This is a genomic window from Streptomyces canus (genome assembly GCF_030816965.1).
GTDB classification, from domain to species: domain Bacteria; phylum Actinomycetota; class Actinomycetes; order Streptomycetales; family Streptomycetaceae; genus Streptomyces; species Streptomyces canus_E.
Map to the genome: position 1 here is coordinate 5,192,088 of NZ_JAUSYQ010000002.1, position 19,450 is coordinate 5,211,537.

The window sequence follows — 19,450 nt, forward strand, 5'->3', positions numbered from 1 at the left end:
AACCCTTCACGTGCGCGTGGCCCCGGGAACGGGCGCCACGCGCACGTGCCGTTTCCGAGGCCGCTGCGTCATCCCACGAACGCGTCGCACACCGCCTCGTACTCCCGCGTCCACCACACCACCAGCGCCGACGCCGCCGGGAACTGGGAATCCGCGCGGGTGTCACCCCGCTCGTAGTGCCAGCGCAGCATCCAGAAGTCGTTGAGGCGCTCCCACCACACCCGATGCGCGGCCGCCGCGAGCTCCGAGGGCGTGGCTCCCGACGCACGCCGGTACGCGCGCGCGTACGCCCGCACCTTCGGCAGGTCGAGCGTCCCCGCGGGACGTAGGAAGAAGATCGCGGCGGCGCGTACGGCCTCCTCCGCGCGGGGCTTCACGCCGAGCCGGTCCCAGTCGACGATCGCGGCGGGCGCGTCGCCCCGGTAGAGCAGGTTGAAGGGGTGGAAGTCCCCGTGCACCCAGCCCACCGGCCCGCCGTGCGGAGGCCGCCGTCCCACGTGCTGTTCGAGCAGGGACCGCCGCTCCAGGAGCCGGTGCCGGGCCAGCTCGTCGAAGGAGTCGGCCGGCCGGTGTCCGCGCACGCGCGCGAGGAGGTCGTCGATGAGCGCGAAGGTGGCGGCGGGGTCGGCGCCGGCGTCGACGGGGGTCGTGGTCTCGGCGTTCTGGACGTGCGGGTGACCGGCGTGCGGCTTGTCGGCGCGGGCGCCGTGGGCACGCGCGGAGGCATGGCGCATGGATGCGGCGCGTTCTGCACCCGGCGCGCTCCGGCCCGCCCGCGCGCGGTGCCGGTCGTCCGGCGCTCCTCCACCCGGCGGTGCGAGGCGCCGGCCATCCCGTGTTCCCGCCCCCGGCGGCGTGCGCGGCTCGCTGTCCGGGGCGCCTTCGTCGGCTCGTGCTCCTCCGCCCGCCGACGCACCCTGTTCCCCCTGCTCGCACCCCGCCACGGGCATCACCCGCTCCAGGCTCGCGTGCACCACCCCCAGCAGCGCCCCGAGTCGGCCGCACTGTTCGGCGGTGAGCTGGGCGCCGTGGCGATGGCGGCCCTCGATCCAGGGGTGGAGGGCGTAGGCGTGCCCGCCGACCACCGCGACGGTGCGGCCGTCGTGGGCCGGGAGGGGCGGGGCGACCGGGACGCCGAGGGCGGCCAGGCGCTGGGTGGCGCCGTGCTGGCGGGCGATCGCCTCGGGAGCGGCCGTCTCGGGGTCGAAGTGGTGCTTGAGGAAGTAACGGCCGCGGGTGGTGCGGAGCCGGTAGCCGCGGTTGAGAAGGCCTTGGCCTACGGGATCGCAGGCGAGGGCGGATCCGGCGGCGTACTGGAGAAGGAGGGCGCCCAGCGGGGGCGCGTGAGGCATGAGGGGTGGTACAGGAGGGCGCGGCACGCGCCAGATGCTAGGGCACAGGCCGGCACGGTGAACTGGGCGTTGTCACGGACAGTCACATATCGACACAGTAAGTCGCTGTCGGTCTCCTTCGGCCACGGGGTGTCTTCGAAGTGGCTCGGCTTGTACGCCGTACACGTACGTCGAGGAGAAATGACCTGACTTTCCTTTCCTCGCGCACTCGGCAAGTCGAACGCGGAAGCTCTTCCGGTGGCCTGGGTCGACGGGATAACGTGCCGTTGCTCCGGCCTCCTGCAAGGCTGTGACCAGCGCCCCTTCCAGCCTTTTCCGATTTACTTGGAAATCCAAGCAAAATCGCAGGTCAAAGGGGGTTTCACAGAAATGTGGCGCACTGGGTAACGTGATTCTTGCAGGGCGCTCGCCGGGGCACCTGTCACGCCTGTTCCGGCCAAGTGACACCCACCCCGTGCACGGGTGCCGGAAACAGGTGAGCCGCTTCCCCAGGCTCTGAACGAGCTGGGGGACCCCCAGCTCCCGGCAACCCCGAGGGCCGGACCGACGGAGGAGCACACGTGACCGTGGAGAGCACTGCCGCGCGCAAGCCGCGACGCAGCGCCGGGACGAGGAAGTCCCCGAGCACCAAGCCCGAACTGGTTCAGCTGCTGACGCCCGAGGGCAAGCGCGTCAAGAACGCCGAGTACGACAAGTACGTCGCCGACATCACCCCCGAAGAGCTCCGCGGCCTCTACCGCGACATGGTGCTCACCCGCCGCTTCGACGCCGAGGCCACCTCCTTGCAGCGCCAGGGCGAGCTGGGCCTGTGGGCTTCGCTGCTCGGCCAGGAGGCCGCCCAGATCGGATCGGGACGAGCGCTGCGCGACGACGACTACGTCTTCCCCACCTACCGCGAGCACGGGGTGGCCTGGTGCCGCGGGGTCGATCCGACCAACCTGCTCGGCATGTTCCGCGGGGTGAACAACGGCGGCTGGGACCCCAACGGGAACAACTTCCACCTCTATACGATCGTCATCGGCTCCCAGACGCTGCACGCCACGGGCTACGCGATGGGCGTCGCCAAGGACGGCGCCGACTCGGCGGTCATCGCCTACTTCGGCGACGGCGCCTCCAGTCAGGGCGACGTGGCCGAATCGTTCACCTTCTCCGCGGTCTACAACGCCCCGGTCGTGTTCTTCTGCCAGAACAACCAGTGGGCCATCTCCGAGCCGACCGAGAGGCAGACCCGCGTCCCGCTCTACCAGCGCGCGCAGGGCTTCGGCTTCCCGGGTGTGCGGGTCGACGGCAACGACGTGCTCGCGTCGCTGGCCGTCACCAAGTGGGCCCTGGAGCGGGCTCGCGGCGGCGAGGGACCGACGCTCGTCGAGGCCTACACGTACCGCATGGGCGCCCACACCACCTCCGACGACCCGAGCAAGTACCGGGCCGACGAGGAGCGCGAGGCCTGGGAGGCGAAGGACCCGATCCTGCGCCTTCGCCGGTACCTGGAGGCCTCAAACCACGCGGACGAGGGATTTTTCGCGGAACTGGAGACCGAGTCCGAGGCGTTGGGCAGGCGAGTGCGTGAGGCGGTGCGTGCGATGCCGGATCCGGACCGCTTCGCCCTCTTCGAGCACGCGTACGCGGACGGACACGCGCTCGTCGACGAGGAGCGGGCCGAGTTCGCCGCCTACCAGGCGTCGTTCACGGATGGGGAAGGGGCCTGATCATGGCAGCGGCACACGTGACATCCACGAACATGGCACTGGCCAAGGCGATCAACGAGTCGCTCAGGCGCGCCCTGGACACCGACCCCAAGGTCCTCGTCATGGGCGAGGACGTCGGCAAGCTCGGCGGCGTCTTCCGCGTCACCGACGGCCTCCAGAAGGACTTCGGCGAGGACCGGGTCATCGACACCCCGCTCGCCGAGTCCGGGATCGTCGGCACCGCGATCGGCCTCGCCCTGCGCGGCTACCGCCCGGTGGTGGAGATCCAGTTCGACGGCTTCGTCTTCCCGGCCTACGACCAGATCGTCACCCAGCTCGCGAAGATGCACGCGCGCTCGCTGGGCAAGGTCAAGATGCCCGTCGTCGTCCGCATCCCCTACGGCGGCGGCATCGGCGCCGTGGAGCACCACTCGGAGTCCCCCGAGGCGCTCTTCGCGCATGTGGCGGGCCTGAAGGTGGTCAGCCCCTCCAACCCCTCCGACGCGTACTGGATGATGCAGCAGGCCATCCAGAGCGACGACCCGGTGATCTTCTTCGAGCCCAAGCGCCGGTACTGGGACAAGGGCGAGGTCAACACCGAGGCGATCCCCGACCCCCTGCACAAGGCCAAGGTGGTCCGTGAGGGCACCGACCTGACCCTCGTCGCGTACGGACCGATGGTGAAGCTCTGCAAGGAGGTCGCCGACGCGGCCGCCGAGGAGGGCAAGTCGCTGGAGATCCTGGACCTGCGCTCGGTCTCGCCCCTGGACTTCGACTCGATCCAGACTTCGGTGGAGAAGACCCGCCGTCTGGTCGTGGTGCATGAGGCGCCGGTGTTCTTCGGTTCGGGTGCGGAGATCGCGGCCCGGATCACGGAGCGCTGTTTCTACCACCTGGAGGCCCCGGTGCTCAGGGTCGGCGGATATCACGCCCCCTACCCGCCGGCCCGCCTGGAGGAGGAGTACCTGCCGGGCCTGGACCGGGTACTGGATGCCGTCGACCGCTCGCTGGCGTACTGAGGAGAGGGTCGTGACGACGATGACGGAAGCGTCCGTGCGCGAGTTCAAGATGCCCGACGTGGGCGAGGGGCTCACCGAGGCGGAGATCCTCAAGTGGTATGTCCAGGCCGGTGACACGGTCACCGACGGGCAGGTGGTGTGCGAGGTGGAGACGGCCAAGGCGGCCGTCGAACTGCCCATCCCCTACGACGGCGTGGTGCGCGAGCTGCGCTTCCCTGAGGGCACCACGGTGGACGTGGGCACGGCGATCATCGCGGTGGATGTGGCGGGCGGGGCCCCCGCGGTCCCGGAGACGCCGGCCGAGGCTCCGGAAGCCTCCGCGGCTCCCGAGAAGAAGCCGGAGGGCCGTCAGCCGGTCCTGGTCGGCTACGGCGTGGCGGCCTCCTCGACCAAGCGCCGACCTCGCAAGGGCCCGGAAGTCCCGGTCCAGCAGGCGTCGGTCGCGATCCAGACCGAACTGAACGGCCACGGCCCGGCCGCCACGAGCCCGGCCGCCACCGTGCAGCCCCGCCCGCTGGCCAAGCCCCCGGTGCGCAAGCTGGCCAAGGATCTGGGCGTCGACCTCACCACGGTGATCCCGTCCGGCCCGGACGGCATCATCACCCGCGAGGACGTCCACGCGGCGGCGAACCCGGCCGAGGCGCCCGCGCCCGAGCCGGTGGTGACGCAGGCCCCGGCCACTGCCCCGGTGGCCCCCACCGCGTCGTACGACGCTGCCCGCGAGACCCGTGTCCCGGTCAAGGGCGTCCGCAGGGCGACGGCCGCGGCGATGGTCGGTTCGGCGTTCACCGCCCCGCACGTCACGGAGTTCGTGACGGTGGACGTGACCCGCACCCTGAAGCTGGTCGAGGAGCTCAAGCAGGACAAGGACCTGCAGGGCCTACGCGTGAACCCCCTCCTGCTGATCGCCAAGGCCCTGCTGGTCGCGATCAAGCGCAACCCCGACATCAACGCCTCCTGGGACGAGGCGAACCAGGAGATCGTGCTCAAGCACTACGTCAACCTGGGCATCGCGGCGGCCACCCCCCGTGGCCTGATCGTCCCGAACATCAAGGACGCCCACACCAAGACACTGCCGCAACTGGCCCAGTCCCTGGGCGAGCTGGTGGCCACCGCCAAGGAGGGCCGCACCTCGCCGGCCGCGATGCAGGGCGGCACCGTCACCATCACCAACGTCGGCGTCTTCGGCGTCGACACCGGCACCCCCATCCTCCCGCCCGGAGAGGCCGCGATCCTCGCCGTCGGCGCGATCAGGCTCCAGCCCTGGGTCCACAAGGGCAAGGTGAAGCCCCGCCAGGTCACCACCCTCGCGCTGAGCTTCGACCACCGCCTGGTGGACGGCGAGTTGGGCTCCAAGGTCCTGGCCGACGTGGCGGCCGTCCTGGAGCAGCCGAAGAAGTTGATCACCTGGGCGTGATCTGCCCGCGGTGGACACGTCGTCCCACGCTGAAGGGGCCCGTCGCTCTCGGCGACGGGCCCCTTCGTGGTCGGCGTCAGCTGATCTTCGCGTAGCCGTAGTTGATGAGCTTCTTCACGTCGGTCGTGCGGTTGGCCGCCGAGGAGGAGGTCATGACCGCGCCGATGACGGACTCGCCGTTCTTCGTGGCGGCGAAGACGAGGCAGTACTTGGAGTCGGTGCCCGAGCCGGTCTTGATGCCGAGCGTGCCGTTCCAGCCGAGCAGGGTGTTGGTGTTCGTCCAGGCACCCATGGTGCGGGTGCTGCCGGTCTTGGTGATCGTCTTCGCCGTGTACGACTTGGTCTTCACGACGGTCTTGAAGGTCGAGTTCTTCATCACGTTGCGGGCGAGCAGCGTGAGGTCCTTCGGCGTCGAGCCGTTCGAACCATTGCTTATCCCGTCGAACGAGTCGAACTTCGTGTTCGTCATGCCGAGGTTCTTGGCCGTCGTGTTCATCTTCGCGATGAAGGACTTGGTGCGCGCGGAGACCGTCGAGCCCGAGCCGAACTTGTCGGCGAGGGCCATCGCGGCGTCGCAGCCGGACGGCAGCATCATCCCGTAGAGCAGCTGACGGACGGTGACCTTGTCGCCGACGATCAGGTGGGCGGACGAAGCGCCCTTGGAGACGATGTAGTCGCTGTACGCCTTCTTGATGGTGACCTTGGCGTCCAGGTTCAGGTTCGACTGCGAGAGCACGACCTTCGCGGTCATGATCTTCGTGGTGGAAGCGGTGAGCCGCTTCGTGTTTCCCGACTTGCTGTAGAGGGTCGTGCCGGTCGCGCTGTTCATCAGGAATCCGCCCTTGGCGGTGATGCTCGGCGTCGTGAGCGCCTGCGCGGGTGCCGCGGTGAGAGCTCCGGTGGCGAGCACTGCGCCGGTCGTGATGGCGACGGCTGCGGCTCTGCGGACGCGGAGGCCCTTGGTAGCGGTAATCAAGTGAAATACCCCGAATACGGTCGAATGCCCCTGGGTGCGGCCGAGTTGGAGGGGAAGAAAGTGATGCCGCACGTGTGTGACACGTAACTAGCACACAAGGTTGTGCCCGGGCTGGGGCGGGTGTGGCTTTCACGGACCGGAGTTCCTGTCGAGGTCCGTATGTTGGACGGGGCTCAGCATGCGTACGTGTTGTATCTATGCTGTAGGCATGAGTCTGGCCGTGAAACAGCCTCCCGCCGCCGACCGCGTCTACGCCCACGTCAAGCAGGGTGTCCTGGACCGTCGTTATGAGGGCGGGACCCTGCTCACCGAGGGCGAACTCGGCGAGGCCGTCGGAGTATCCCGCACACCCGTTCGAGAGGCGCTGCTGCGTCTCGAGGTCGAGGGGCTGATCAAGCTTTACCCGAAAAAGGGGGCGCTGGTCCTGCCGGTCTCCGCCCAGGAGATCGCCGACGTCGTCGAGACCCGGCAGCTCGTCGAGGGACACGCCGCCCGCAAGGCCGTACCGGCGTCCCCGCAGCTCATCACGCGCCTCGAGGAACTGCTCGCGCGGCAGAAGGAGCAGGCCGCCGCCGGGGATCTGGCCGGAGCCGCCGTCACCGACCGCTGCTTCCACGCCGAGATCGTCCGCAGCGGCGGCAACGAGATCCTGAACCGGCTCTACGACCAGCTCCGCGACCGCCAACTCAGGATGGGCGTCGCCGTGATGCACGCCCACCCGGACCGCATCACCAAGACCCTCACCGAGCACGAGCAGATCCTCCAGGCACTGCGCTCCGGCGACGCGGAGGCGGTCGTAGGCCTGATTCACGGGCATGTCGAGTGGTTCTCCCACCTCGCCCGGGGTGAGGTCCGATGAACAGGTCCACTCTGCCGGGTGCCCCTTCTCCAGAAGGGGCACCCCCAGGCGGCCGACGCGCTATGGCGGTGTGGGGCATCGGCGTCTCCGTCTACTTCGTCGCGGTCATCTTCCGTACGTCCCTCGGAGTCGCCGGCCTCGACGCGGCCGACCGCTTCCATGTGAACGCCTCGGCCCTGTCGACCTTCTCGATCCTCCAACTCCTCGTCTACGCGGGCATGCAGATACCCGTCGGCCTGCTCGTGGACCGGCTCGGCACCAAGAAGGTGCTGACGTTCGGCGTGGTGCTCTTCACGGCGGGGCAGCTCGGCTTCGCGTTCTCACCGTCGTACGGAACGGCCCTCGCCTCGCGCGCTCTGCTCGGCTGCGGCGACGCGATGACCTTCATCAGCGTGCTGCGCCTGGGCACCCGCTGGTTCCCGGCCCGGCGCGGACCGCTGGTCGCGCAGCTCGCCGGGCTCGCCGGCATGGCGGGCAACCTGGTCTCCACACTGGTGCTGGCCCGGCTCCTGCACGGCATCGGCTGGACCCCGGCGTTCGCGGGCAGCTCGCTCGCGGGTGTGGTGGTGCTGGTCCTGCTGCTCCTCTTCCTCAAGGACCACCCCGAGGGACACGAGCCGGAGCCGTTCCCGCACCAGGGGGCGGCCTATGTACGGCGGCAGATCGCCGCGTCCTGGCGGGAGCCCGGCACCCGCCTCGGGCTGTGGGTGCACTTCACGACCCAGTTCCCGGCGATGGTGTTCCTGCTGCTGTGGGGACTGCCGTTCCTCGTCGAGGCGCAGGGGCTGTCCCGGGCGGTGGCGGGCGAACTGCTCACTCTCGTCGTGCTGTCCAACATGGTCGTCGGCCTGGTCTACGGCCAGGTCGTCGCCCGGCACCACGAGGCGCGGCTGCCGCTCGCGCTCGGGACCGTGGGGGCGACGGCGCTGCTGTGGGCGGCCACGCTGGCCTATCCCGGCGAGCGTGCGCCGATGTGGCTGCTGATCGTGCTGTGCGTGGTGCTCGGCTCGTGCGGACCGGCCTCGATGCTCGGTTTCGACTTCGCGCGGCCGGCGAACCCGTCGGAGCGGCAGGGGACCGCGTCCGGCATCACGAACATGGGCGGGTTCGTCGCGTCGATGACCACCCTGTTCGCCGTCGGTGTGCTCCTGGACGCGACCGACGACAACTACACCGTCGCTTTCTCCTCCGTCTTCGTACTCCAGGCGCTCGGCGTCAGCCAGATCCTGCGGCTGCGCGGGCGGGCGGCCCGACGGGAGCGGGAGCGGCTGGTGGCGAGCCGGGTGGAGACGGTCCACGTGCCCGCCTGACCGGACGCCGGCTGAACGGACGTCAACTGAACGGACGTCAGCGCACCGGCCCGCCCCACACACACACACCGGGGCGGGCTTCGTCACCCGCTACGGCGTCACCGTGAAGTTCCTGAGGATCGCCGACGTCAGTTCCGGGTCGCCCTCCGCCTTCACACGGTCCGCCGCCGCCTCCGGGGTCACACGGCCGCAGGCCAGGCGGACGTAGGTCTCCCAGTCGAGGGTGAGGGTGGCGGCGGGGCCGAGGGCGGGTGCGGTCTCCAGGGTGCCGCGGCCCTGGATGTCGACGCGTATGGTGCGCAGGAACTCGATGGGGCCGTGGACGTCGAAGACGATCGCCGAGCTGCGGGGGGCGTCGGCCTTGACGGCCACTATGTCGGGGAGCGCGGCGAGGAGGACGTCCTGGGCGATGTGCGCGCCGGGGGAGTCGAGGTTGCCGGGCCGGCCGAGCGCGGTGCGCAGGTCCTGTTCGTGCACCCAGACGTTGAAGGCGTGCTGGCGCATGGAATCCGCGAGCGTCAGCTCGGTGCCCAGCGGGCCGCGCACCTTCGTGCCGGGGTCGCGGGAGTCGTTCCGCAGCTGCCGGTTGCGGCGGATGACGACGTACTCCAGCTCGGAGGTCATCTCCGGTGCCGTGTGGTGGCGGCGGACGTCGACCTGCATCTCCATGTACCGCTGGTGGTCGTTGGTGACGTGGAAGAGGTCGCGGGGGAGGGTGTGGATGGGGCGCGGGTCGCCCAGCATCTCGCAGTCCAGACCGATGACATGGGACACCACGTCGCGGACCGACCAGCCCGGGCAGGGGGTGCGGCGGTTCCACTCTCCCTCCACGAGGGGTGTCACCAGCTCGGATATCGCTTCGATGGAGTGGGTCCAGGCGTCGGCGTAGGGCTGGAGGGTGGGATGCAGACTCACGGAACGGGACCCCTCGGCGGTCGGAGCACGGGCTGGTGATGGCGGCGTTGCCAGTGGAGGTGGTGGCTGTCGGCGGGTGTCTTGGAACGCTAAGTTACGCTGCTGTGAGGCACCCCGGCAGTGCTTTCGTGTGACGATCGTAGGCCCGTAAGGGACGGCTCGAATGCCAGGACGGTGGTAGTGTGCGCGCCTCTCTGATCCAGATCGCCGTGGATGAGGACGAATCGGTCGAATCGCGTCGGCGTCGCGTGGCGTCGCTGGTACGGGATCAGGCCGAGGCCGACCTCGTCGTGCTGCCGGAGCTGTGGACCACCGGGGCGTTCGCCTTCGAGGAGTTCGGGAACGAGGCCGAGCCGCTGGAAGGGCCGACCTACGAGGTCATGGCGAAGGCCGCGAGCGACGCGGGTGTCTGGCTGCACGCGGGCTCGGTCCCCGAGCGGTCACCTGACGGCACCCTCTACAACACCTCCCTCTTCTTCTCCCCCTCCGGTGAACTGGCTGCCTCGTACCGCAAGATCCACCGCTTCGGCTTCGACAAGGGCGAGGCCGTGCTGATGGGCCGCGGCGAGGACCTGGTGACGGTCCGTCTGCCGGAGACGATCGTCGGCGTGGCCACCTGTTACGACCTCCGTTTCCCCGAACTCTTCCGCGGTCTCGTCGACGCGGGCGCCGAGACCCTGGTGATCCCGGCGGGCTGGCCGGAGCGTCGCCGGGCGCACTGGACGCTGCTGGCCCGGGCGCGGGCGGTCGAGAACCAGGCGTTCGTGCTCGCTTGTGGAACGGCCGGGACGCATGCGCGAGTTCCACAGGCCGGTCACTCGATCGTGGTGGATCCGTGGGGCGAGGTCCTCGCGGAGGCGGGTGCCGGCGAGGAGATCCTCACGGTGGAGTTCGACCCCGGGAAGGTGTCCGTGACCAGGGAGCTGTTCCCGGCCCTGAAGGACCGGGTCCTGTGACGTCCCGGGTCCTGTGACGTCCCGGTTTCTGTGACGTCCCGGGAGGTCAGTCGTCCTCCCGTTCCTTCTCGGCGAGGTGGATGACGCACACCGCCACCGCGATGAGCAGCGCCGGATCCGCGTCGTCCCGGACGATGTCGACGCCGTAGGTCTCCCGCACGTGCAGCCAACGTCGCGAGACCACCGCGAGCAGCTCACCGTCGTACTCGACGGCGAACTCCCGGTCGAGGATCTTGCCGCTGACGTCGAGTTCGGTGCTGCCGTCGGCGAGGGCCACCCGGTAGTGGTTGCGCAGCAGCGACAGGCGTTTCCGCTTGATCGTCGCCAGCGGCTCGCCGTCCCGTTCGATCAGCATGGTGTCGCGCAGGGCGAGCATCTTCTGGCGGATGTCGATCAGGACCCGCCCGCTGGTGTCCTTCAGCTCGAAGGTGTCCCTGAGGCGCATCGCCTTGCCGTCGACGAGGAACACCTTGTTGCCGTGGTCGTCCTCGATCCAATAGTCGTCACCGAAGCCGAGGAGCCGGTCGCGTACGAGGAATCTCATGTCGTTACCGCTTCCCCGGCGCCCGCTCCGCAACGCCGCCCGTAGGCCGACGGGCTGAGTCCCGTCTCACGCCGCACGCGCGCGTGGAGGTTCGCGGCCGCCCCCGGACCACTCCTCGCGGCCCTCACACCCAGCCGCTCGTCCCCGCGCTCGATGAGCCGGGCGGGGGACACGGCCGCGCGCGCCGCGCGCGGGGGCCGGCGACGGTCAACGGCTCCCCCGGCTGGTCCCATGCCCACGCGGGCAGCGGGCCCAGTGACGTGTCCCGCACGTCGGTTACGGGCCGCTCCACGCACTGCCGCTGCCCGCCGTCAGGGGCGATGGGCAGGACGAGCCCGCGGGACACCGCGTCCGCGACCTCGGCCGACGGGGTGACCCGCGGGGCCACCCGCCGCAGCGTCCCAGGACACGGTCGACGATCCTCGACCTGTACCGGCGAGCCGGCCGCGCCGGGAACAGTGGGTCCGGTCGGCGCGGTTGCATCGACAGGGGGCCGGTGGGATCCGGTGCCCAGGATCGCGGTACGCCCGCCGCGCACTCGGACCAAGACGTATGTCCGCAGGAGGACTTCTTCATGACTGACCGGCCCTTGACGCTCATGGCCGTACACGCGCACCCCGACGACGAGGCCACCGGGACCGGAGGGGTCCTGGCGCGTTACGCGGCGGAAGGCATCCGCACGGTTCTCGTGACCTGTACCGACGGCGGTTGCGGTGACGGGCCGGGGGGTGTCAAGCCAGGTGATCCCGGGCACGATCCGGCGGCGGTCGCCCTGCTGCGCCGCCAGGAACTCGAGGCGAGCTGTGACGTCCTGAAGATCAGCGATCTGGAGATGCTGGAGTATGCCGACTCCGGGATGATGGGGTGGCCGAGCAACGACGCCCCCGGATCCTTCTGGCGGACCCCCGTGCAGGAAGGCGCGGCCCGACTCGCGGAACTCATGCGGCACTACCGACCTGATGTGGTCGTCACCTACGACGAGAACGGCTTCTACGGTCACCCCGACCACATCCAGGCCCACCGCATCACGATGGCGGCGCTGGAGATGACCGCGTTGACGCCGAAGGTGTACTGGACCACGATGCCCCGCTCGATGATGCAGCGGTTCGGCGAGATCATGCGCGAGTTTCATGAGGACATGCCCGAGCCGGACCCTGCCGAGACCGCCGCGCTGGCCGAGATCGGCCTTCCCGACGACGAGATCACCACGTGGGTGGACACCACCGCGTTCAGCGGTCAGAAGTTCGACTCGTTGGCCGCGCACGCCAGTCAGGGCGACAACATCTTCTTCCTCAGGATGGGCAAGGAGAGGTTCGGCGCGTTGATGGGCAGGGAGACGTTCGTACGTGTCCAGGACTCCACCGGCGCGGCCCTCCCCGAGAACGACCTCTTCGCCGGCCTGCGCTGATCCACACGTCTGATGGAAGGGCGGGCCCGTTTCCCGGGCCCGCCCTTCTTGTTCTGCTGCCGACCGCTCGATCGAGTGCGGGCTAGTCGGCGAAGAGCGCGCCGAACTGTGCGGTGCCGGAGGTGGAGACGCCCACCGCGGTCACGGAGAGGACGCGGGCGCCGGTCGTGCCGATCTTCGTGCCGGTGGAGGGCAGGTAGGTCACCGCTCCGTCGCCGCCGTCCTCGTACGACCCGATGACCAGGTCGGCCTTGCCGTCGCCGTTGACGTCGTCGAGCTTGACGTCGGCCCCGAACAGGTCGCTCTTCTCGTCGGTGCCGGGGACGCCCGTCGTGCTCTGCGCGAAGGCCTGGAGGCCGGTGGACGTGTTGATGCCGCTCGCCGAGCCGTACATGACGATGACCATGCCGGCGTTGGTGACGCTGCCGAGGTCCTCGTTCGGGGTGGAGACGACCAGGTCCTGGTAGCCGTCGCCGTTGACGTCGCCCAGGTCCAGGTCCCAGCCGAAGGCGTCACCCTTCTCCGCGCTGCCGGGCACGTTCCCGGTGTTCTGGGTGATGCCGGTGCTCGAGGCGGGGCCGGACGCGGAGCCGTAGGTGATGCTGACCTTGCCGCCGTTCGCGGAGTTCGGAATGGTCTGGCCGTCGCTGGTCGTGCTGTCCCAGCCGGCGCCGGTGACGATGTCGCCGTAGCCGTCGCCGTTGATGTCGCCGATGCCGGTGACGATGCCCGGCTTGAGGGTCTTGACGCCCGTGACGCTCACGCCGCTCGCGGTGCCGGGCAGGTAGTAGTTGGTGTTCCAGCCGTTCTCGGTCTGCGTCTCGTAGCCGTCGACCACCAGGTCGGTGCGGCCGTCGCCGTTCACGTCGCCGGCGGTGAGCTGCTGCGGGCCGTACGGGAAGCCGGAAGAGCCGGGCATGATCGGCGGCTTGACGGTGTAGCGGCCGCCGGGCCGGCCGGTGGAGCTGCTGAAGCCGCCCTTGTAGACGTAGAGGGTGGCGGCCGAGCTGCCGACGGCCAGGTCGGCCTTGCCGTCGCCGTCGAAGTCGCCGGCGGCCAGGGACAGGCCCCAGTTGTCGTGCGAGGAGACGGCCGGGTCCGGTACGTTGCTTGCCTTGCCGGTGAGGCCGCTCGCCGAGCCCCACAGGATCGCGAGGGCGCCGCCGTCGGTGTCGGTGCCGACCTTCTCGTACGGCGAGGCCACGGCGAGGTCGTCGTAGCCGTCGCCGTTGAAGTCGGCGTACGCCGTCGCGCCGCCGAACAGGTCGCCGGTCTCGGCGCTGCCGGGCACGGTGCCGGAGTTCTGGCTGAGGACCGTGCGCTTGGCCGAGGTCACGCCGGAGCCGGTGCTGCCGTAGAGCGCGACGACCTGGCCGGCGTTGGCGTGGCCGCCGACGTAGGCGCCGGGGGCCGAGGCCACCACGTCGCCGATGCCGTCGCCGTTGAAGTCGGCCTTGGCGACCTTGAACGAGTCGGCGGCGGTGGCCGTCGTCGCCGAGACCGTGAGCAGACCGCCCGTCAGCGCGGCAGCGGCGGCCGTCGCGAGGGCGAGTCGCAGGTACGGATGGCGGTACTGGTGCATGCGGATTCTCCTGCGGCATGCGGGGGATGCCTGGCGGGCATCCGCGTCAATGGGGTGCGAACCGTCCGTGTTTGCCACGCGTTGTCCTCTGGGACACGGCCAGTTGGCGATCAAGAGACCTCTGGCGCGGCCCAAGGGTTGTACGTGATGCCGGCGCACCACCGAGACGAGGCCCGCCGCGTACGACGGGCCACCCGGTCTGCCTTCAGGAGTTCGGTCACCGCCTCCGCGGAACCAGCTTGGTCAGCGCGACCCCGGCCGCCACCAACGTCGTGGCGGTCACCACCATCGCCATGCTGTTCAACCACAGCCCGGTCGCCGCGAGCGTGGCACCGCCGGCCCCGGTCGTTCCCGCGCCGATCACTCTTCCGTACATGATGTTTCTCCTTCTAGGGGCGTGAGGGTCACGTGGCCACCCACTTCTCCTCGCTGCGGCGCAGCAGGCCCCACAGCGAGGAGAAGTAGACGGCGTGCTGGAAAAGGTCGTAGAGCATCTCGGGGATCATCAGCGCCGCCACCAGCACGGCACGTGGCCCGGCCCGGCGCACGGAGACCGTCTTCTCCACCACGAAGACGAGCCCGATCGCGGTCCAGAAGGGAGAGAAGCCGGGCCAGCCGTACAGCATGGTGTACGTGACCATGTAGGTCAGATAGACCAGGAAGGACAGCGCGCCGAACCCCATGAGGAGCTGCTGCATGAAGTAGCGGGCGGTGACACGGGTCCAGCCGTAGTCGCGCAGGTTCTCCAGGGCCCCGCGCTGCCATCGCAGCCGTTGGTGCCACAGCTTGCCCAGGGTGGGCATGACCTCGGTGGTGACCGCGCAGCCGGCCGGGGACATCGTCCGGTAGCCGAGGGTCTTGACCGCCTTGGTCATCTCGTCGTCCTCGGTGAGCGAGGCGAGGCTGTAGTAGGCCTGGCCGCCGCCGAGCACCCCCTCGCGGCGGGCGGCGCGCACCTCGCGCAGGACGCGGGCGCGGAACATGGTGCCGGTGCCGGTGAGCACCTGGGCCTTGCCGCCGGTGCGCTCCAGTTCCCAGGCGTAGCGGTGGAACTCCATGCGCTGGAGCAGTCCGAGCAGACCGCCGCCGTCCTCGCCGAAGAAGACACCGCCGACGGCGCCGACCTTGCGGTTGAAGGTGCCGAGCGCGGTCTCGCTGAACCACGGGCTGAGCACGGTGTCGGCATCCTGCACCAACAGCACGTCACGGTCCTCGAGGTGCGGCAGCACCCAGGCGATGGCCTGGTTGAGGGCGCCGGCCTTCTTGTGCGTGTTGCCCTGGGTGACGAAGACCCGGGCGCCGTGCGCGACGGCGATCTCGGCGGTGGCGTCGGTGCAGTTGTCGGCCACCACGACGATCAGGTCGGGACGCCGGGTCTGCCGCCACAGGCCCTGGATCGCGTCGGCGATGCGGTCCTGCTCGTTGTGGGCCGGTATCAGCGCCAGCAGGCGCTGCGGTCCGTCGAATTCGTCGGGGGCGGCGTGCGCGCGGCGAGCGGCGTGCCGGTGGGGGCGCGGAGATCTCGGATCGGGCGCCCCGACTGTCGTCGTGGGGTGGAGCACGGGGAGCCCCCGGGTGTGCTGGTGGTTCACGCCCGGCACTGCTGACCCCCCGGGCTCTCAAGGATCCCGAGTCTTCACGACTTTCACACAAGCAGACAAGTCAACCTGGATCACAGATTGCTCACGGTTGTCTATGAATCCGACTTAAACGCCGTATCCGTCGGAGTATCCGTCCCGGCGCACATGCCGCTCCTCCTCGACGACCGTCGGCGCGGTGGGCGGTACCACCACGCGCCGCCGCCGGGCGATGCTGCTGAACGTCGTCACGCCGATCAGTCCCACGATCATCAGGATCACACCGACCAGGTCGAGGTTGACCCCCTGCATGTGCCAGTCGGTGGCGAACGTGAGGATTGCTCCCACGGCGATGAGAATGATGCACCCGCCGAGGCCCATGAGTGTCGCCTCCCTGTCCGGTCCGGTCGTTCCGGCCCGAACCTGCGGGTACCCCCACATCCCGCGAACTACCCCTCCAGGAACGCCACCAGAGCGTTTGCCAGCAGATGCGGGTCGTCCGCGCCGCACAACTCCCGGACGCTGTGCATCGACAGGATCGCCACCCCGATGTCGACGGTCTTGATGCCGTGCCGGGCCGCGGTGATCGGGCCGATGGTCGTGCCGCAGGGCATGGAGTTGTTGGAGACGAAGGACTGGAACGGCACGCCGGCCTTCTCGCAGGCGGCGGCCCACACGGCCCGACCAGAACCGTCCGTGGCGTACCGGTTGTTGACGTTGACCTTGAGGATCGGTCCGCCGTTGACGCGCGGGTGGTGCGTCGGGTCGTGCCGCTCCGCGTAGTTGGGGTGCACGGCGTGCCCGGTGTCGGAGGACAGACACACCGTCCCCGCGAAGGCCCGCGCCCGGTCCTCGTACGACCCGCCGCGCGCGAACACCGAGCGCTCGAGGATCCCGCCGAGCAGCGGCCCGTCCGCGCCCGTGTCCGACTGCGAACCGTTCTCCTCGTGGTCGAAGGCGGCGAGGACGGGGATGTACGGCAGCTCCGAGCCGCCGGCCACCGCGGTCAGGGCGGCCACCCCGGCGTGCACGGACAGCAGGTTGTCCATGCGCGGGCCCGCCACCAACTCCTTGTCCCGGCCCAGGTAGGCGGGCGCCTCCACGGAGTGCGTCATCAGGTCCCAGCCGGTCACCTGGCCCGCGCCGAGCCCCGACTCCTCCTCCAGGAAGGCGATCAGGTCACCGTCGCGCACATCGTCGCCGAGACCCCAGATGGGCTGCAGATGCCGCTGCTTGTCGAGCTTGAGCCCCTCCGCCGACACCGCGCGGTCCAGGTGGATCGCCAGCTGCGGCACTCGGAGCAGCGGCCGGTCCACGTTCACCAGCCGCGTCGAACCGTCCCGCAGGGTCAGCCGGCCCGCCAGCCCCAGGTCGCGGTCGAGCCAGGAGTTCATCAGCGGCCCGCCGTAGATCTCCACGGCCACCTGGCGCCAGCCGTGCGCCCCGGTGTCCGGCAGCGGCTTGACCCGCAGGTTCGGGGAGTCGGTGTGCGCGCCGACGATGCGGTACGGCGTGTGGGGCGCCGCGCCCTCGGGGACGTACCAGGCGATGATCGCGCCGCCGCGCAGCACGTACTTGCCGCCGCTCCCCGAGGCGGAAGCCCCCGCGGTCTCCGCGTCCCAGGCGTCCGTCTCCGAGACCTGGCGGAAGCCGGCCTTCTCCAGCCGCTCGGCGGCGTTCGCCACCGCGTGGTACGGCGTGGGGCTCGCCGCCAGGAAGGTCATGAGGTCGTCGGTGTGGCCGCGGTCGAGGCGGTGGGGTGCGCTCATGGCAGCCACCCTAAGGTGCCGTGCAGCCGTGTCGAGCCGCGGTTCCGTGAAGGAACACGGTGCCGCGGAGCCGACTTGATCGGGAAGCGGCGGAGGCGTATGCCGTTTCGCGGACGGGACCGCCCGACCGAGCGCGCCCGGTCAGCCCGGCACCGCCCCGGGACCTTCCGCGGTGGTCCCGGGGCCGCGGCGGCGAAGCGGCGTCGGCGGCGCAGTGCCTCCGCCGACTGGATGCGGGCGGCGCACCAGGCCGGGTGGAGGCCTGCCAGGAGGCCCGTGGCCAGGCCGACGGCCGGGCGGCGGCGAGGGTGACAGGGTGGACGACCGGGGTCCAGTCCCGTACCACCGCCACCGCGACCACGGTGATCACACCGACGCTGGTGCCGACCAGGCCGCCCAGCGCAGACCGATCTCTCCCGTGCGCTCCAGCACGGCCACCAGGGTCGTGTTGGCGATGCCCCTCACAAGAAACACGGACGGGTGCGTCATTCGCCGGCTTTCGCGGCGGCGTCGTTCACCTTCGGATCGACCCACTGCTGCCACCGCTTGCTCGTCGCGAGGGCCTGCACCTGGGCCGCCCGGTACTCGGTCCCGGTCGCGGTCACGACCACGCGCGTACCGTCCGGGCGCAGTACGTCGGCGGTGAGTTCGGCGCCGGAGCCGCTGCCGCTTTCGTGGAAGAGCAGTACCGACCCGTCACCCAGCTTGGCGATCCGGCAGCTGTCGTCCCCCTCCCGGCAGGCGTAGTGCCGGCCCAGGCCATCGGACGAGGGCATGTGGGTCGGACCCGCCACCTCGGGCTTGCTCGACCGGCGGCTTCCGGGCCACGCGTCACCATCCTGGCCGCTCTTCTTCTGTTCCTGGACGAACCCTCCTTGCAGCCACACGGCCACCGTGCCCCCGTCCGCCAAGGTGACCTTGCCGTACGTCTGCACGGCGGTGTACGCCGGGTCGCTGTCCCGTGACTCGGTCCTCGTCACCGAGGGCCCGCCCGGCAGCAGCTCGGTCAGCAGGGCGACCGTGGCGGCGCCCGTCACGGGTTCCTTGCCGGGCGGGGCGGAGTCGCTGCCGACGGAGAAGTCGGGCAGAGCGACGGTCTGCATCGTGTCCCCCCGCTGTCCGGGCAGGGCGAGGAGCAGCACCGCGGCCGTCAGTGCCGCCGCCGCCGAGACGGACGTACTCCACAGCGCCACCCGCCTGCGGCGCCGGGTGCGGGTGCCCCGGGCCACCCCGCCCGCCACCATGAAATCGGTGCGCAGCGGGAGGTCGTTCAGCGCGGTGTCCAGGGCGCGGGAGAACTCGGGGCCGTACCGCGGGTCGTCGTCGAAGAGTGTGGACTTGTCGTGCCGCATGGGTGCGCCGTCCTTTCCGGTGTCGCGGGGTCCGGGGCGGGTCCGGCCGCCGGGGCCGGAATCGGGGTCAGTGCACGGCGATCGAGTCCTGTCCGTCCCCTATCGTCCGGCGCAGTCTGGCCAGGGCTCTGCTGCTGCGGTTGCGCACCGAACCCTTGGTCATGCCCAGCACGGACGCGGTCTCCTCCACGCTGCGGTCCTCCCAGTAGCGCAGGACGACGACCGCACGATCGCGTGGCGGCAGTTCGGCCAGTGCGGCGAGCAAGGTGACGCGCAGGGCGCTGTCCGGGCCGGAGGAGGCGTGCTCGGGCAGTACCGCCACGGGACGCTCCGAGGAGCGCCGCAGCCGTTGGTGCGAGATGTAGGTGCGCATGAGCACGGTGTGGGCGTACGCCTCCGGGCTGTCCGTGCGCCGTACCCGGGACCAGGACGAGAAGATCTTTCCGAGTACCGTCTGCACCAGGTCCTCGGCCAGGTGCCAGTCGCCGCTCATCAGCAGGGCGGTGCGGAAGAGGCGCGGTGTGAGGGCGCGGGCGAACCCCTGGAACTCCTCCAGAGTGCTGGCAGTCGACACTCGGTTCCGCCCTCTCCTCGCCGTCAGCTCCTCCACACCCGGTAGACGCTCCGGCCCACCGCTGGTGTCACACCGGGCCCGCAGATTTTTTCCGGGAACGAAAACGGCGGCGGCCCGTCCCCCACCAGGGGAGCGGGCCGCCGCCACGGCGG

At 70.2% G+C, this 19,450-nt stretch carries 18 protein-coding genes and 2 pseudogenes; 7 read left to right on the forward strand and 13 right to left on the reverse strand.

Features of this window, described 5'->3' with window-relative positions:
• Positions 1 to 68 precede the first annotated feature (68 nt).
• A complete protein-coding gene (locus QF027_RS24910) occupies positions 69 to 1,352 on the reverse strand; it encodes a phosphotransferase (protein WP_307077139.1) in 1,284 nt (427 codons plus the stop codon).
• A 560-nt stretch (positions 1,353 to 1,912) separates the two neighbouring features.
• On the opposite strand from QF027_RS24910, the gene pdhA reads away from it, so the two are divergent.
• Genes pdhA through QF027_RS24925 form a run of 3 tightly spaced genes read left to right on the forward strand, consistent with a single transcriptional unit; the run spans position 1,913 to position 5,476 of the window.
• Positions 1,913 to 3,061: a pyruvate dehydrogenase (acetyl-transferring) E1 component subunit alpha gene (gene pdhA, locus QF027_RS24915; RefSeq protein WP_266516589.1), complete on the forward strand. Its 1,149-nt coding sequence runs from the start codon at positions 1,913 to 1,915 to the stop codon at positions 3,059 to 3,061.
• Between the two features lie 2 nt (positions 3,062 to 3,063).
• Positions 3,064 to 4,059: an alpha-ketoacid dehydrogenase subunit beta gene (locus QF027_RS24920; protein ID WP_306978783.1), complete on the forward strand. Its 996-nt coding sequence runs from the start codon at positions 3,064 to 3,066 to the stop codon at positions 4,057 to 4,059.
• 10 nt (positions 4,060 to 4,069) lie between these two features.
• Positions 4,070 to 5,476: a dihydrolipoamide acetyltransferase family protein gene (locus tag QF027_RS24925; RefSeq protein ID WP_306978781.1), complete on the forward strand. Its 1,407-nt coding sequence runs from the start codon at positions 4,070 to 4,072 to the stop codon at positions 5,474 to 5,476.
• Positions 5,477 to 5,552: 76 nt separating this feature from the next.
• Here the strand turns inward: QF027_RS24925 and QF027_RS24930 are convergent, their stop codons facing one another.
• The gene (locus tag QF027_RS24930; RefSeq protein ID WP_306978779.1) at positions 5,553 to 6,452 is read right to left on the reverse strand and encodes a D-alanyl-D-alanine carboxypeptidase family protein; all 900 of its coding nucleotides are present in this window, start codon (positions 6,450 to 6,452) and stop codon (positions 5,553 to 5,555) included.
• 208 nt (positions 6,453 to 6,660) lie between these two features.
• On the opposite strand from QF027_RS24930, the gene QF027_RS24935 reads away from it, so the two are divergent.
• Both QF027_RS24935 and QF027_RS24940 read left to right on the forward strand, forming a co-directional pair.
• Positions 6,661 to 7,311: a GntR family transcriptional regulator gene (locus QF027_RS24935; RefSeq protein ID WP_307077141.1), complete on the forward strand. Its 651-nt coding sequence runs from the start codon at positions 6,661 to 6,663 to the stop codon at positions 7,309 to 7,311.
• Positions 7,308 to 8,621 carry an MFS transporter gene (locus QF027_RS24940; RefSeq protein ID WP_306978774.1) on the forward strand — a complete coding sequence of 438 codons (1,314 nt, stop codon included), beginning with the start codon at positions 7,308 to 7,310 and terminating at the stop codon, positions 8,619 to 8,621. Before QF027_RS24935 ends, QF027_RS24940 begins: the two co-directional genes overlap by 4 nt.
• Before the next feature lie 90 nt (positions 8,622 to 8,711).
• Here the strand turns inward: QF027_RS24940 and QF027_RS24945 are convergent, their stop codons facing one another.
• Positions 8,712 to 9,536 carry a maleylpyruvate isomerase family mycothiol-dependent enzyme gene (locus tag QF027_RS24945; RefSeq protein WP_306978772.1) on the reverse strand — a complete coding sequence of 275 codons (825 nt, stop codon included), beginning with the start codon at positions 9,534 to 9,536 and terminating at the stop codon, positions 8,712 to 8,714.
• Positions 9,537 to 9,718: 182 nt separating this feature from the next.
• On the opposite strand from QF027_RS24945, the gene QF027_RS24950 reads away from it, so the two are divergent.
• A complete protein-coding gene (locus tag QF027_RS24950) occupies positions 9,719 to 10,492 on the forward strand; it encodes a carbon-nitrogen family hydrolase (protein WP_307077143.1) in 774 nt (257 codons plus the stop codon).
• Positions 10,493 to 10,538: 46 nt separating this feature from the next.
• Here the strand turns inward: QF027_RS24950 and QF027_RS24955 are convergent, their stop codons facing one another.
• Together QF027_RS24955 and QF027_RS24960 are read right to left on the reverse strand one after the other, a co-directional pair.
• Positions 10,539 to 11,036: an LURP-one-related/scramblase family protein gene (locus QF027_RS24955; RefSeq protein ID WP_307077145.1), complete on the reverse strand. Its 498-nt coding sequence runs from the start codon at positions 11,034 to 11,036 to the stop codon at positions 10,539 to 10,541.
• Positions 11,033 to 11,400: pseudogene (locus tag QF027_RS24960) on the reverse strand (AraC family transcriptional regulator); the annotation flags it as partial. The pseudogene QF027_RS24960 and the gene QF027_RS24955, both read right to left, overlap by 4 nt.
• A 210-nt stretch (positions 11,401 to 11,610) precedes the next feature.
• Here QF027_RS24960 and QF027_RS24965 point away from each other — a divergent pair.
• A complete protein-coding gene (locus QF027_RS24965) occupies positions 11,611 to 12,444 on the forward strand; it encodes a PIG-L family deacetylase (RefSeq protein ID WP_307077146.1) in 834 nt (277 codons plus the stop codon).
• 82 nt (positions 12,445 to 12,526) lie between these two features.
• Here the strand turns inward: QF027_RS24965 and QF027_RS24970 are convergent, their stop codons facing one another.
• The 8 genes and pseudogenes from QF027_RS24970 to QF027_RS25005 form a co-directional block, all read right to left on the reverse strand.
• Complete coding sequence (locus tag QF027_RS24970) at positions 12,527 to 14,026, reverse strand: FG-GAP and VCBS repeat-containing protein (protein ID WP_307077148.1); 1,500 nt, start codon at positions 14,024 to 14,026, stop codon at positions 12,527 to 12,529.
• Between the two features lie 217 nt (positions 14,027 to 14,243).
• Positions 14,244 to 14,402, reverse strand: a complete 159-nt coding sequence (locus QF027_RS24975; RefSeq protein WP_307077149.1) for a hypothetical protein — start codon at positions 14,400 to 14,402, stop codon at positions 14,244 to 14,246.
• Positions 14,403 to 14,430: 28 nt separating this feature from the next.
• The gene (locus tag QF027_RS24980; protein WP_373432096.1) at positions 14,431 to 15,471 is read right to left on the reverse strand and encodes a glycosyltransferase; all 1,041 of its coding nucleotides are present in this window, start codon (positions 15,469 to 15,471) and stop codon (positions 14,431 to 14,433) included.
• 261 nt (positions 15,472 to 15,732) lie between these two features.
• Complete coding sequence (locus QF027_RS24985; RefSeq protein WP_057608993.1) at positions 15,733 to 15,984, reverse strand: DUF6458 family protein; 252 nt, start codon at positions 15,982 to 15,984, stop codon at positions 15,733 to 15,735.
• A 68-nt stretch (positions 15,985 to 16,052) separates the two neighbouring features.
• Positions 16,053 to 17,372 carry a M18 family aminopeptidase gene (locus QF027_RS24990; RefSeq protein WP_306978759.1) on the reverse strand — a complete coding sequence of 440 codons (1,320 nt, stop codon included), beginning with the start codon at positions 17,370 to 17,372 and terminating at the stop codon, positions 16,053 to 16,055.
• A gap of 206 nt (positions 17,373 to 17,578) precedes the next feature.
• Positions 17,579 to 17,831 (reverse strand): annotated as a pseudogene (locus QF027_RS24995) (ABC transporter permease); the annotation flags it as partial.
• 26 nt (positions 17,832 to 17,857) lie between these two features.
• Positions 17,858 to 18,724, reverse strand: a complete 867-nt coding sequence (locus QF027_RS25000) for a hypothetical protein (RefSeq protein ID WP_307077154.1) — start codon at positions 18,722 to 18,724, stop codon at positions 17,858 to 17,860.
• A gap of 67 nt (positions 18,725 to 18,791) precedes the next feature.
• Positions 18,792 to 19,298 carry a SigE family RNA polymerase sigma factor gene (locus QF027_RS25005; protein ID WP_307077156.1) on the reverse strand — a complete coding sequence of 169 codons (507 nt, stop codon included), beginning with the start codon at positions 19,296 to 19,298 and terminating at the stop codon, positions 18,792 to 18,794.
• Between the last annotated feature and the right edge of the window lie 152 nt (positions 19,299 to 19,450).

What these genes read in the sequence shown, in the direction of transcription:
- QF027_RS24910 (WP_307077139.1), bottom strand. Translation starts at nt 1,352, where the DNA reads ATGCCTCACGCGCCCCCGCTGGGCGCCCTCCTTCTCCAGTACGCCGCC.
- QF027_RS24920 (WP_306978783.1), top strand. Translation starts at nt 3,064, where the DNA reads ATGGCAGCGGCACACGTGACATCCACGAACATGGCACTGGCCAAGGCG.
- QF027_RS24935 (WP_307077141.1), top strand. Translation starts at nt 6,661, where the DNA reads ATGAGTCTGGCCGTGAAACAGCCTCCCGCCGCCGACCGCGTCTACGCC.
- QF027_RS24940 (WP_306978774.1), top strand. Translation starts at nt 7,308, where the DNA reads ATGAACAGGTCCACTCTGCCGGGTGCCCCTTCTCCAGAAGGGGCACCC.
- QF027_RS24955 (WP_307077145.1), bottom strand. Translation starts at nt 11,036, where the DNA reads ATGAGATTCCTCGTACGCGACCGGCTCCTCGGCTTCGGTGACGACTAT.
- QF027_RS24965 (WP_307077146.1), top strand. Translation starts at nt 11,611, where the DNA reads ATGACTGACCGGCCCTTGACGCTCATGGCCGTACACGCGCACCCCGAC.
- QF027_RS24970 (WP_307077148.1), bottom strand. Translation starts at nt 14,026, where the DNA reads ATGCACCAGTACCGCCATCCGTACCTGCGACTCGCCCTCGCGACGGCC.
- QF027_RS24975 (WP_307077149.1), bottom strand. Translation starts at nt 14,402, where the DNA reads ATGTACGGAAGAGTGATCGGCGCGGGAACGACCGGGGCCGGCGGTGCC.
- QF027_RS24985 (WP_057608993.1), bottom strand. Translation starts at nt 15,984, where the DNA reads ATGGGCCTCGGCGGGTGCATCATTCTCATCGCCGTGGGAGCAATCCTC.
- QF027_RS24990 (WP_306978759.1), bottom strand. Translation starts at nt 17,372, where the DNA reads ATGAGCGCACCCCACCGCCTCGACCGCGGCCACACCGACGACCTCATG.
- QF027_RS25000 (WP_307077154.1), bottom strand. Translation starts at nt 18,724, where the DNA reads ATGCGGCACGACAAGTCCACACTCTTCGACGACGACCCGCGGTACGGC.